The sequence below is a fragment of the Citrobacter cronae genome, assembly GCF_016893685.1.
In the GTDB taxonomy this organism is placed as follows: Bacteria; Pseudomonadota; Gammaproteobacteria; order Enterobacterales; family Enterobacteriaceae; genus Citrobacter; species Citrobacter werkmanii.
In genome coordinates this window covers 4,908,988-4,921,818 of the sequence record NZ_CP069763.1, presented here as the reverse complement: position 1 = coordinate 4,921,818, position 12,831 = coordinate 4,908,988, and the positions used below count along the sequence as shown (strand labels likewise).

Sequence of the window (12,831 nt, the reverse complement as noted above, 5' to 3'; positions counted from 1 at the left end):
TTAGCGTCGGTGTGCTAACGCAAAAAGCGACCTCTCAGCACCTTATTATCCACAATCTCTAACAATACCTGCGGTGATTGGGCTGCCTGGATGCGTTCGCCGAGTTGTGTAAGTAAAACGTTATCAGTGTTAAGCAGATTATCCGTTTGATTTAGCTTGCGTTCTACCTGTAAGGCATTTGCCTGGGTGCTGCTTGCTCGTTCAAATAACGGCTTCATCTTGCTGAGATGATGGGCGACTTTACGTTTTATTTTTTCCCATTGCTGAAATATGCCGTTGCTGGCATTCAGTTCTTTTAAATAGACTTCGCTTGTCAGGACAAATTCTTGGTTGCCGTCATGCTTGATGAACAGGATGAGATTAGCCACCAACAAACATTGCATACCCGTCAGATACTCACGCTGCAACCGCTCCACATTGCTTATTTTCAGTTTGAGCGCTTCCCGGAGATCGTCAGATCCAAACCAACTGGTTGGTTCAAATTGTTCAATTTCTCGATATGCCTGAGTGATATCCTTTTCAAGATGCTTAACCTGCGAGCGTACTTCCTGCGCGCTTTTGGCCAGGTTGAGTAGTGACTCTTTGGTGATAATGTCATTACGGCTCAGTAATAAACCGATAATATTGAGATGTTCATGGAAAGCCTGGATCTTCGCGAGGCGCGATTGTTCAAGATGGCTTTTAATCGAATCGATCTTTTGTTCGATGATCCGCAGTCTCTCATTAATATCGGCAAGATGTTTTTGGGCCAGAAGTTGTGACGCGATATTAAAAACCAGGCTGGCATTGACCAGCGACTTCAGATTTTCAGCTTCGTGAAATCGGGCTTGTGCGCCAATTTTGTTAGTGTCTGGATTAAGTACCGCGCCGATTGCTCCGCTGCCATCTTTCGCCTGTATCAGTTGGCTGTATTCGAAAGAACAGGTCATTAATTGTGTCGCGTTACCTGCAACGGCAGTGGCGACGGTGGGTACGCTACTGAGCCAGTGGTTAAAGAGTGAAATGCTGCTGGGATCAAGTTCCGTCTGCGAGTCCTGTTGCGCAATATCTTGCCAGTATCCAGGCTGGCTGTGTATTTTCACCAGGGCATTATTTTGCGCGTCGACGATGTCCACCTCGAAGGCCGCTTCTTGCTCAGCTATCTGATTGTTGTTCGCTAAAGTTGACATAGGGTGAATTCTGCTGGGTTAGTTACGGTATTTTTACTGCGCTACTTTGGGCGAGTAAAGCATGTTGAGCATCGCGATATGGGCAATGAAAGGAATTGTTACCCGGTATGCCTCCCCAAGCGTTTGGTTAGCAAGGCCAATCGTACTGACGATAGCAGTGACGGGATGTAAGCGGAGTGCGGCAAATGCCGCTACGCTTGCCGCAGTTGACAGGCCGATAACAACCCCTTTATCGTTGATGCGCAGATTATCCTGCATCTTGAAAAAACCGGAGACAACTTTCGTTTCTGTGCAGCGCTCCCAACGTTCATGATCGGCTAATGACTGCCAGTCATCACCAAACAAACTTAGGACGATTTCCCGCTCTTTTGTGGCGTTATTTTTTTTCTTGCTGTCTTTGCCATTGAGCTTTTTATGAACATCGGTTAATAACTCAGAATAAGGCAACGGCTCACTGCGGAAAATATTAACGAGCGAGTGTCCGCCATATTCCTGCAATTCATGTAGCAGATGCCGCAGTCCATGCTCGCTGTAGTCCCGTTCTGCCTTCTCTTCGAGTAGTAAGTCTTTAACGGACGATGATAATGCTACCCGGCCCTTGCCGTTGTCTGTCAGCACGTCGACCAGATAGTCTATGTGATTGAGGGAGGTTTTTTTCAGTAACGACAGGATATGTGGGTCACATTTGACCGGTTGTTCCATTTTTATGGATTCCTTCATCATGAATAACGCATAGAAAACGATAGAGAGTATTGTACAGATATGTTGGGGAGGGGGGGAGGTTGTTTTTTGTAGCCTGTAATGTGAGACATGGAAACATGTAACGATGATGATATTTACGGCCTCTTTGTTAGCATTTAATTTTTAAATTTTATTTAAGGGTGGGTTTTTAAGCTATTAATCAACGCTAATGCGGCCCAGCAGAGGAAATACCCCCCGGTCAGCGTATTTTCATCGACAATCGACCAGGTCGGTGCGGCGAAACGGGGGGCGAGAGTAGTTAACAATATTGTCAGCGATGATTTTGCCGTGAGGGATCACCACCTCTTTACTATCAGCGGTGAGTAGGGGGTTGAAAAAAGATGCACTTTTTCAACTGTCCCGGTGACAGTGCCAATCTGCACGATTTCTTCGGCGCGGAAAGGTCGCAGGGAAACCAACAATACACCAGCGGTGATGTTGGATAGCATCGCTGTGCCCAGTGAGTCATTCAATACCGCTTCGTATTTTCGGAAATAATGTAAAGCCCTGCATCGTATTACCTTGTTGAATATAAAAGACCAAAATCTTATATAAATATGTGATTACATTTTAAATATTAATGCGTGCGTTATTTATATTAACTAATGCTATTGGTGTGTGACTATTTGAACTGTATTTACGTTTATTATCTCCAATACACAGAAACATAGTAACTCAGTGCGAATAGTGTGGTGACGGGGAGCGAAAATATTGTGCAATTGTACGGAAATCAAAAAATGATTTTCTGGGGGAGTATGTGGCATTATAAAAGTAGTGACAGGAGGGAACACAAATCCCTTACCGGATGGTTAACTGTCAGACGATTAGCCATCCGGTAAGGAATCTTGAAGGTCAGGACATCAACGCGGTCTGCGAGCGATTAACGTGGGGCTGTTTGTGCTGGGGAGGTCTGTTGCGGCAGGGTTAGCTGCTGAGATTCTTTTTTGTCCTGGTGGTGATGCCACGCACCAATGGCGGAGTAGACGAAGCGTCCGAAGAAGAAGAGGAAGCTGATAAGCAGTACGATCCGGATCATGCGACTGTTAAATCGGTGTCGTTTGCGTAGGCTGGTAACCTGGCTCACAAAAGGTTCCTTGTAGTGTACCCGACATGGGCGATACTCACATTAAGGCATACTGTGAGGGAATGGTCAATTCTTCGTTATGTAAAATTGCTTCAGTTGTTTTATCCCCTTATGTTATGGAAATTAATATGATTATTTGCGCGAATAATGAATTAACGATAAAAAATAATGAAAAGAGTAATAATTGATTAATGAGGGGCATTTTTTTTGATATGTATCAAACGTCGGCCTTTGCTGACAACTAGAATTGATGAATCAATATGATGTATTACTTTAACGATTTAAAGTCAGGTGGGATGCCTGTCTGAATACCCCCTACAGGATGTGTGGGATTCTACTGAGCATCTATGAAACTCAATAAAAAATATATTGGTATTAGAGATAGATGGTGGGCGTTACCTCTCATCTTGCCTTCTTTGCTGTTGCCTATATTGAGCACTGCCAACACCTATGCCCATATTAGTACGGGGACCGTAATACTTTTCTATCTGCCATTGGCGCTGATGATTAGTCTGATGCTCTTTTTTGGCTGGGCGGCATTGCCAGGAATTATCATTTCCATAATCTGGTATAAATATCCGCAGGTTGGACTATTTGAAACACTCTCAATAATTTCTCACTTTATAGTTACGCTAGTGCTTAGTTGGGGCGGGTATAAGGTATTCGTTCCCCGACGCAACAATGTTTCCCACGGCGATTCTCACCTGATGTTTCAGCGAATGTTCTGGCAGGTGTTCTGCCCGGCAACGCTGTTTCTGATTCTCTTCCAGTTTGCCGCCTTTGTGGGCGTCTATGAGAGCAAATCAGGCATGGTGGGCGTAATGCCCTTTAACACCGGCACGTTAATCAATTATCAGGCTATGCTGGCGGGGAATCTGGTTGGGGTACCACTGTGCTATCTTATTATTCGAACGATTCGCAATCCATTGCACCTGAGAGGCTATTTTTCTCAGTTAAAGCAGCAGTTTGACAGCAAAGTTACCAAAACAGAGCTTGCAGTCTGGTCGATTATATTGGCCGCATTTATGTCAATGTTGTGTATGCCGCTAAATGAACAAAGCTCAATATTTAGCACGAATTATACCTTGTCACTGTTACTGCCCGTTATGCTATGGGGCGCAATGCGTTACGGTTATAGATTTATTTCGTTGATATGGTCAGTCGTACTTATTACTGCAATTCATTATTATCAGCGCTATATGCCCTGGTATTCGGGCTATGATACCCAGCTTGCCATTACCTCATCGAGCTATCTGGTTTTCTCCTTTATAGTGAATTTCATTGCCGTACTGGCAACGCGCCAGCGGTTTGTTACCCGACGGAACCATCGTCTGGCATTCTATGATCCAATGGTACATATTCCAAACTTGCGTGCGTTGAATCGGGATTTGAAAAAAGCGCCCTGGTCAGTGCTCTGCTTTTTGCGCGTGCCCGGCATGGAACTGCTGGTGAAAAATTACGGCATTATGCTGCGTATCCAGTACAAGCAAAAGCTCGCTCAGTGGATAACACCTCTGTTAGAACCGGATGAGCATGTCTATCAATTATCGGGTAATGATCTCGTTTTGCGTTTTAACACAGAGGCTCATCAGGAGCGCATTGAAGCCCTGGACAGGCATATTAAGCAATTCCGCTTTATCTGGGATGGCATGCCTTTACAGCCGCAGGTTGGCATCAGCTTTTGCTATGTTCGCGCTCCGGTTAACCACATTTATTTATTGCTCGGTGAGTTAAGCACCATTGCCGAAATATCTCTGGCGACCAATTCTCCAGAAAATATGCAGCGACGCGGCGTGATGCACTTGCAACGTGACCTGAAAGATAAGGTTGCGATGATGAACCGTCTGCAGCAGGCGCTGGAGCACAATCGCTTTTTCCTGATGGCGCAGCCGATCGCTGGCGTGCGTGGCGATGTCTATCATGAAATTCTGCTGCGACTTCATGGGGATGATGGTGAAACTATCGCTCCGGATAATTTCTTGCCGGTAGCGCACGAGTTTGGTTTGTCATCCAGCATCGACATGTGGGTGATTGAAAACACGCTGAAATTTATGGCGCGGAATCGGGAACAAATGCCTGCCCGTCGGTTTGCTATTAACTTATCACCTACATCGGTATGCCGTGCCCGGCTTCCGCATGACATCAATCAGTTACTGACGAAATACAAAGTTGAAGCCTGGCAACTCATCTTTGAGGTGACGGAAAGCAATGCCTTAACCAATGCGGAACAGGCACAGGCGACGTTACTACAGCTGCAATCTTTGGGCTGTCAGATTGCGATTGATGATTTTGGCACCGGATATGCCAGCTATGCACGACTGAAAAATGTGAATGCCGATATCCTGAAAATTGACGGCAGTTTTATTCGTAATATCGTTTCGAACAGCCTCGATTACCAAATCGTGGCCTCCATTTGTCATCTGGCGCGGATGAAAAGAATGCTGGTGGTTGCGGAGTATGTCGAAAGCGAAGAAATACGCAGCGCGGTGATTTCGCTGGGAATTGATTACCTGCAGGGGTATTTGATTGGCAAACCGTTGCCGCTGCGCGAAACGCTGGAAGAGCAGGTGCCAGACGAGCCGGCACCTGTTAAGAGCTTATGCTGCGATATCGGGTGAGCTTTCTTCTTCAATTTTGAGACGCCAGCCGGTTACCGCTTCCCAGTATTGCTGCTCTTTTTCCAGATCGAGCAGTACCAGCGCATTTTGGCTGAACCAGTCATGTGGGAAGCGTAAGGTCCAGTGGTTGTCTTCGGTTAGCAGGGTCAGGGTCGGCGGCGTGGTTGTCGCCTGACGCTGATTATTCAGTAATACCCCCAGACGCAATAGCTGGATTAACGGCAGAAACTGTTTTTTCTTAAACAGCGTAAAGCGGGGTAAATCATCAAGTTTCACCGCTTTACGATGGTAACGAACTAATGTTGCCATCATCAGTTGCTGTTCCTGATTGAATCCCGGTAAATCGCTATTTTGTAGAATGTAAGCAGAATGGCGATGCAGGCCGCTATGGTTAATATTCAGCCCAACCTCATGCAGCATCGCAGCCCAGCGCAGTAACGCTTCCAACTGGGGATTGGCCAGTTTTGGCTGCTGAATATGCCACTGGTCATACATCTGCATGGTGGTTTCCAGCACACGCCGGGCTTGCTCACTGTCAATGTTGTACTGATTCGCCAGGCTGCTGGCGGTGCGGCTACGTACATCCTGATGGCGAAAACGGCCTTCCATCTCATACAACACGCCTTCACGTAGCGCGCCATCGGACAGCCGAAGCTCGCGAATCGCCAGCGCATCAAAAACGCCGCACAAAATAGCAAGCCCAGGTACAAACACCGCTTTTCGTTCTTCTGACAGTCCCGGCAAACTGAGCGCATCGAATGACGCGTGCTTCAGCACTTCAGCGGTCAGTTTTTCCAGACGTTCGGGGGTGATAAAACCATCTTTCTCCCCCATCTCCAGCAGCACTTCGTGTGCCGCTTTAATGGTACCCGACGCGCCCAGCGCAACGTTCCAGCCCTGAATACGAAACTGCCAGGTTAGCGTTTCAAGTTTTTGCGCTGCCGCCATGCGGGCGCGCTGGAAGTTTTCCCGACTGATAGCGCCGCCCGGGAAATACATCTGAGCAAAACTAACGCAGCCCATACGGCGGCTTTCGACCAGTTTGGGTTCGAAATCTTCGCCGATCACCAGTTCCGTTGAACCGCCGCCGATATCGATAACCAGCTTGCGGCCTTTTTCCGGCTGGGTGTGTTCAACGCCCATAAAAATCAGACGTGCTTCTTCATTGCCAGAAATAATCTCAATCGGGTAGGGGATAACTTTTTCTGCGCGCTTGAGAAAATCGGTCGCGTTCAGCGCCTGACGTAGAGTATGGGTTCCCACGATACATACGCTCGACGGGGGAAAACCTTGCAGTCGTTCGGCGAAAAGCGACAAACAGCTTAATCCGCGCTCCATTGCTTCTTCGCTCAGCTTGTTGTCTGCGCCGAGCCCATCCGCCAGATGTACGCGTTGTTTCAGTCGTCCGATGATTTGCATTGCACCATCAACCACGCGGGCAATGACCATATGAAAACTGTTTGAACCCAGGTCGACCGCAGCAAATTCCTGCGGTCGTGGTGACTTGTCGTGTATTGGCATATCGTTAGTCAGGTTGCTCGAGTGATTTGATGTAGTCGTAAATCGCCAATTGTGACTGAACCTTACGGCGGTTTCCACGTGGCACGTAGCGATTACTCAGTTCTTTATCGATGAAGCGGGCCTTCACCGTATCGCTAAACAGAATATCAATGATATCCAGCACGCGTTGCTTGAGGCGTGGATCAAGTAGTGGGGTAGCGACTTCGATACGATAGTCGATATTTCTTGTCATCCAGTCAGCCGAGGAGAGATACACCTGCTTATCGCCGCCGTTCTCAAAGATATAAACCCGGTCATGTTCGAGGTAGCGGTCAACAATGCTGATAACGCGAATATTATCGCTGATGCCTTCAAGGTTCGGGATCAGAGAACACATACCGCGAATCAATAAATTGACCGGCACGCCCGAGCCTGAGGCTGCATAGAGACGATCCACCAGACCTTTGTCGACCAGGTTATTCAGTTTTAACGTAATTCCTGAAGGTAACCCTTGCTGTGCGTTAGCGATCTCTTTGTCGATCATGGCGTACAGCAGGCGACGTGAGTTCTGCGGAGAAACCAACAGATAATCAAATGTTACCGGACGATATGGGTTTTCAATGAAGTTGAACACCCGGCGAACTTCGTTAGTAATGCGTGAATCGGCGGTAAGCAATGAGTAATCGGTATAGAGGCGCGCCGTTTTTTCGTTGAAGTTACCGGTCCCGATATGCGCATAGCGCACGACGTCATCGCCTTCTTTACGTGAGATAAGAAACAGCTTGGCGTGAATTTTCAGGCCTGGGGCGGAGAAGATGACGTGAACGCCCGCTTCGGTAAGACGTTTGGCCCAGTGAATATTGGCTTCTTCATCGAAGCGTGCCTGCAGTTCCACGACGACAGTGACTTTCTTACCGTTATGCGCGGCATGGATCATCGCGTCGATGATGCGCGAGTCTTTTGCCACACGGTAGATGTTGATTTTTATCGCCAGTACGCTTGGGTCGAAGGAGGCCTGACGCAGCAGTTCCAGCACATGTTCAAAGGTGTGATACGGATAATAAAGCAGTACATCACGCTCGCGGATTGCGTCAAATCCGTTACGGAATTTCTCGTTATCGAACCAGATGTGACGCAGACGGGGCAGTGGTTTATTCACCAGGTTAGCTTTGCCAACATTGGGGAAGTTAATAAAGTCTTTGAAGTTATGGTAACGCCCGCCGGGAACGATGGAGTCGTAGCGAGAAATGGTCAGTTTTTCACGCAGCACCTCGACCAGCGCATTAGGCATATCTCGCTGATAAACAAAGCGCACAGGCTCGGCGGTCAGACGCTGTTTCAGGCTGGATGACATCAGCTCCATCAGGCTGGATTCCATCTCGTGCACTAAATCGTATTCCGCGTCGCGGGTCATTTTCATCGAATAGGCGTTCAGCGCATCGTAATCAAAGAACCCTTTGAAAATATCGTCAAGGCAATAACGTAAAATGTTGTCCAACAGGATCATCGGTTTACGACGACGCGGGGTCTCCGGCGGCAAATTCACAAAACGGGGAACCTTGTCAGAAGGGATTTCCAGCAGCGCGTAGCGGATCGTATCACCACGAATAATCTCCACCGCCAGATAGGTATAGTCATCTTTCAGAAACTGGACTAAATCCGTCTCACGGTTAATCAGAATCGGCGTAATGTGCTGGCGAAGATATTGCTTGAAGTAATGGCGTAACCAGCTCTGCTGATTCACCGACAATTGGCGTTCGTTGATTAAGAAAATCTGGTTACGCGCCATCTCCAGCAGTAATTCGTTATACAGGCCGTCAAATTCCTGATCGGCTTTTAATACGCGGGCCTGGATTTTGCCGAGCAGATGGCGGGAGTGAGAGTTTGAACCCTGTTCTTCGCTAATGATGATTCGGCGCTTCAGTTCGGCAAAACGAACCTTGTAAAACTCGTCGAGGTTATTGGAATAGATGCCTAAAAAACGCATCCGTTCGATCAAGGGGTTTGATTTATCAGCAGCTTCCTGGAGTACACGTTCGTTAAACGCTAACCAGCTGAGTTCTTTCTCGATATATAGCTTTTCCTGACCCATTACCACTTTTACTCCGTTTCATTCACGGGACACTACCGATTTATTATGGCGAGCATTGCTCTCAGATGTCCAACTGTGCCAGAAAAATATGACAATAAACTGTCTGATAGCAAAGAGAAAGGGGGGAAGAATAGTAGGCCGGATAAGCGAAGCGCCATCAGGCCTACCGGAAGATGTGATTATTCGTCGGCGGCGTAGCCTTGCGGCGGCAGGCGAACGCCGTCCAGCCATGCTGCGTTATCGCGCATCTTCAGGCGACCATCGATAAACCAGCTTACCACCAGCGGGTAAATCGCATGTTCCTGGGCCTGAACCCGGGCAGTGACGTCATCTTCGCTGTCGCCTTCAAATACCGGAACCTTGGCCTGGAGAATAACCGGTCCACCGTCCAGTTCATCAGTAACAAAATGGACGGAGGTTCCATGCTCTTCATCGCCGTTATCCAGTACCTGACGGTGCGTGTGCAAACCGGGATACTTCGGCAATAAAGACGGGTGGATATTCAGCAACCGTTCCGAATAGTGAGCGACAAACGCCGGGCTGAGGATGCGCATATAACCGGCCAGCACCACGACATCGGGGCCGTAGGCGTCAATCTCTTGTATCAGTTGGCGGTCAAATGCGTCGCGGCTGGCAAACTGAGCGGCCTCCAGCGAATGCGCCGGAATATTCGCTTCTCGTGCACGTTCAAGGCCGAACGCATCGGCCTTGTTACTGAATACTGCCCGTATGGTGCCATTGATTTTTTTCTGTTCGCAGGCGTCGATGATCGCCTGCAAATTGCTTCCGTTACCGGAAATGAGCACCACAATGTTTTTCATTCAATGACCACACGCTGTTCGGAATCAGAGGCTTTGATGATACCGATTTTCCATGCGTTTTCACCTTTCTCATTGAGCAAAGCGAGGGCGTTGTCCACTTCCGAAGCTGGCAGGGCGATGACCATGCCTACGCCGCAGTTGAAGGTACGGTACATCTCGTGCTGGCTGACGTTACCCGCCGTTTGCAGCCAGGTGAAGACGGCTGGCCACTGCCATGAGGATTCGTCGATCACTGCCTGCGTGTTGTCTGGCAGGACGCGCGGAATATTTTCCCAGAAGCCGCCGCCGGTCAGGTGGGCGATGGCATGCACATCAACCTTCTCGATCAGCTCCAGAATGGATTTTACGTAAATACGGGTCGGGGCCAGTAAGTGATCGGCCAGCGACTTGCCTTCAAGCTCGGTGGTTTCAGGGTCACAACCGCTGACTTCAACGATTTTACGTACCAGGGAGTAGCCGTTGGAGTGCGGGCCGCTGGAGCCGAGCGCAATCAGCACGTCGCCGTCAGCCACTTTTGAACCGTCGATAATCTCGGATTTTTCGACGACGCCAACGCAGAAGCCAGCCACGTCGTAATCTTCGCCGTGGTACATGCCCGGCATTTCAGCCGTTTCACCGCCCACCAGCGCACAGCCTGACTGCAGACAGCCTTCGGCAATACCATTAATGACGCTGGCTGCGGTATCCACATCCAGTTTGCCAGTCGCATAGTAGTCGAGGAAAAACAGCGGCTCAGCACCCTGAACCACGAGGTCGTTGACGCACATCGCGACCAGGTCGATGCCAATGGTGTCGTGGCGTTTCAGGTCCATCGCCAGACGCAGTTTTGTGCCTACGCCATCTGTGCCGGAAACCAGTACCGGTTCACGATATTTTTGCGGCAATGCGCACAGCGCACCGAAGCCACCCAGACCACCCATTACTTCCGGGCGACGCGTTTTCTTTACTACGCCTTTGATTCGATCAACCAGAGCATTACCTGCATCAATATCAACACCGGCATCTTTGTAGCTAAGAGAGGTTTTATCGGTCACTGCCTGCTTCCCCACATGTTTACTTGCAGTAAAAGTTAAATTCGGCGCAATTCTAACAGGGAAAGCAAACGTTTGCGAGCCTGCTCTGCATCAAGTTTTATCTGCTGATTTTTTCAGCATTTTACAGTCATTTATCTATTTGTTTGAATCGCGCCACGAAAATGAAACCGGGTACATTCTTGTGCTTGAAACCAGCCAGCCAAATGCGCAGTATCGTACTGAAACCGGTTTCTGTTTTCTGTTACGGACCTCACCGAGAGTGTTTTGAACAGGGTAATCATGATAGGGGGAAGGTATGTCTGGATTTAAAGCAGATTTCATGTGGGGGGGTGCTGTAGCCGCTCACCAACTGGAAGGTGGCTGGCGGGAAGGTGGAAAGGGAATTAGCGTTGCTGATGTGATGACGGCGGGGGCGCATGGTGTAGCGCGTGAAATTACTGACGGTGTGATCGCCGGTAAAAATTACCCTAACCATGAGGCGATTGATTTTTATCACCGCTATAAAGAGGACATAAAGCTGTTTGCTGAAATGGGCTTTAAATGTTTTCGTACTTCCATTGCGTGGACGCGTATTTTCCCATTAGGCGATGAAGCGCAACCTAATGAAGCCGGCCTGCAGTTTTATGATGATCTGTTCGACGAATGTCTGAAACATGGCATTGAGCCGGTAATTACGCTGTCGCATTTTGAGATGCCTTACCATCTGGTGACGGAATACGGCGGCTGGCGCAATCGTAAACTTATCGATTTCTTTGTCCGTTTTGCCGGGGTGGTTTTCACGCGTTATCAGCACAAAGTGAAGTACTGGATGACGTTTAATGAGATTAACAACCAGGCGAATTATCACGAAGACTTCGCCCCTTTTACTAATTCTGGTCTGAAGTACCAGCCTGGTGAAGATCGCGAGCCGGTCATGTACCAGGCGGCGCACTATGAACTGGTGGCAAGCGCGCTGGCGGTGAAGACCGCGCGTGAAATTAACCCCGCGTTGCAGGTAGGGTGCATGATTGCCATGTGTCCAATCTACCCGCTGACCTGCGCGCCAGACGATATGATGATGGCGATGAACGCCATGCACCGTCGTTACTGGTTTACCGACGTGCATGTGCGTGGTAGATACCCGCAACATCTTCTCAACTACTTTGCTCGCCGTGGCTTTGAACTCGATATCACCAAGGAAGACCGTCAGGCGCTGGCCCTGGGCTGCGTTGATTACATCGGTTTTAGCTACTATATGTCTTTCGCGACGCAGGCTACGGCGGATAACCCCCAGTTGGATTACGATGAGTCGAAAAGTCTGGTACCTAACCCGTACGTGCAAAAATCGGACTGGGGCTGGCAGATTGATCCGGTCGGTCTGCGCTATGCGCTGAACTGGTTCTGGGATCATTATCAACTGCCGCTATTTATTGTCGAAAATGGATTTGGCGCCATCGACGTGCGCGAGAGCGATGGTACAGTCAACGACCAGTACCGTATCGACTACCTTGCCGCCCACATACGTGAGATGAAAAAAGCGGTGGTGGAAGATGGCGTGGAACTGATGGGATATACCCCGTGGGGGTGTATTGATTTAGTCTCGGCCGGGACGGGGGAGATGAAAAAACGCTACGGGTTTATCTACGTCGATAAAAATAATGACGGTAGTGGGACATTAGCACGCTCGCCTAAGAAATCTTTTTCATGGTATCAAAACGTCATCCAGACTAATGCTGAATATCTTTAAAATTCATAGCATTGATAACAAGCTCCGCCATGAGTACGGGGCTTGT

9 protein-coding genes and 1 pseudogene are annotated in these 12,831 nt (G+C 48.7%); 2 read left to right on the top strand and 8 right to left on the bottom strand.

Going from position 1 to position 12,831, the window contains the following annotated elements; translation table 11 throughout:
• Positions 1 to 14: 14 nt before the first annotated feature.
• The 4 genes and pseudogenes from JSN25_RS21315 to JSN25_RS21300 all read right to left on the bottom strand — a co-directional run bounded on the left by JSN25_RS21315 (position 15) and on the right by JSN25_RS21300 (position 2,994).
• Positions 15 to 1,169 carry a hypothetical protein gene (locus JSN25_RS21315; protein WP_087856421.1) on the bottom strand — a complete coding sequence of 385 codons (1,155 nt, stop codon included), beginning with the start codon at positions 1,167 to 1,169 and terminating at the stop codon, positions 15 to 17.
• 33 nt (positions 1,170 to 1,202) lie between these two features.
• Positions 1,203 to 1,871, bottom strand: a complete 669-nt coding sequence (locus tag JSN25_RS21310; RefSeq protein WP_085049260.1) for a YaaW family protein — start codon at positions 1,869 to 1,871, stop codon at positions 1,203 to 1,205.
• 261 nt (positions 1,872 to 2,132) lie between these two features.
• A pseudogene (locus JSN25_RS21305) lies at positions 2,133 to 2,356 on the bottom strand (mechanosensitive ion channel domain-containing protein); the annotation flags it as partial.
• A gap of 434 nt (positions 2,357 to 2,790) precedes the next feature.
• Positions 2,791 to 2,994 (bottom strand): YfgG family protein, encoded by a 204-nt coding sequence (locus JSN25_RS21300; protein ID WP_071888163.1) that lies wholly within the window; start codon positions 2,992 to 2,994, stop codon positions 2,791 to 2,793.
• 347 nt (positions 2,995 to 3,341) lie between these two features.
• Here JSN25_RS21300 and JSN25_RS21295 point away from each other — a divergent pair, with 347 nt between their 5' ends.
• On the top strand, positions 3,342 to 5,612 hold the full coding sequence (locus JSN25_RS21295; protein ID WP_085049259.1) for a bifunctional diguanylate cyclase/phosphodiesterase: 2,271 nt from the start codon (positions 3,342 to 3,344) through the stop codon (positions 5,610 to 5,612).
• On the opposite strand, the gene ppx is transcribed toward JSN25_RS21295, so the two are convergent.
• The 4 genes from ppx to purM form a co-directional block, all read right to left on the bottom strand.
• Positions 5,592 to 7,133, bottom strand: a complete 1,542-nt coding sequence (gene ppx, locus JSN25_RS21290; protein ID WP_038642590.1) for an exopolyphosphatase — start codon at positions 7,131 to 7,133, stop codon at positions 5,592 to 5,594. The genes JSN25_RS21295 and ppx overlap by 21 nt on opposite strands.
• Before the next feature lie 4 nt (positions 7,134 to 7,137).
• Positions 7,138 to 9,204 carry a polyphosphate kinase 1 gene (gene ppk1 / locus JSN25_RS21285; protein WP_069324466.1) on the bottom strand — a complete coding sequence of 689 codons (2,067 nt, stop codon included), beginning with the start codon at positions 9,202 to 9,204 and terminating at the stop codon, positions 7,138 to 7,140.
• A gap of 179 nt (positions 9,205 to 9,383) precedes the next feature.
• Positions 9,384 to 10,025, bottom strand: a complete 642-nt coding sequence (gene purN / locus JSN25_RS21280) for a phosphoribosylglycinamide formyltransferase (RefSeq protein WP_085049257.1) — start codon at positions 10,023 to 10,025, stop codon at positions 9,384 to 9,386.
• Complete coding sequence (gene purM / locus JSN25_RS21275) at positions 10,022 to 11,059, bottom strand: phosphoribosylformylglycinamidine cyclo-ligase (RefSeq protein ID WP_069324467.1); 1,038 nt, start codon at positions 11,057 to 11,059, stop codon at positions 10,022 to 10,024. Before purM ends, purN begins: the two co-directional genes overlap by 4 nt.
• Before the next feature lie 295 nt (positions 11,060 to 11,354).
• On the opposite strand from purM, the gene JSN25_RS21270 reads away from it, so the two are divergent.
• Positions 11,355 to 12,785 (top strand): 6-phospho-beta-glucosidase, encoded by a 1,431-nt coding sequence (locus JSN25_RS21270; RefSeq protein WP_137350937.1) that lies wholly within the window; start codon positions 11,355 to 11,357, stop codon positions 12,783 to 12,785.
• Positions 12,786 to 12,831 lie beyond the last annotated feature (46 nt).

Excerpts from the sequence above, each read along its gene's own strand:
- JSN25_RS21315 (WP_087856421.1), bottom strand. The coding sequence starts at position 1,169 with ATGTCAACTTTAGCGAACAACAATCAGATAGCTGAGCAAGAAGCGGCC.
- JSN25_RS21310 (WP_085049260.1), bottom strand. The coding sequence starts at position 1,871 with ATGGAACAACCGGTCAAATGTGACCCACATATCCTGTCGTTACTGAAA.
- JSN25_RS21295 (WP_085049259.1), top strand. The coding sequence starts at position 3,342 with ATGAAACTCAATAAAAAATATATTGGTATTAGAGATAGATGGTGGGCG.
- ppx (WP_038642590.1), bottom strand. The coding sequence starts at position 7,133 with ATGCCAATACACGACAAGTCACCACGACCGCAGGAATTTGCTGCGGTC.
- ppk1 (WP_069324466.1), bottom strand. The coding sequence starts at position 9,204 with ATGGGTCAGGAAAAGCTATATATCGAGAAAGAACTCAGCTGGTTAGCG.
- purN (WP_085049257.1), bottom strand. The coding sequence starts at position 10,025 with ATGAAAAACATTGTGGTGCTCATTTCCGGTAACGGAAGCAATTTGCAG.
- JSN25_RS21270 (WP_137350937.1), top strand. The coding sequence starts at position 11,355 with ATGTCTGGATTTAAAGCAGATTTCATGTGGGGGGGTGCTGTAGCCGCT.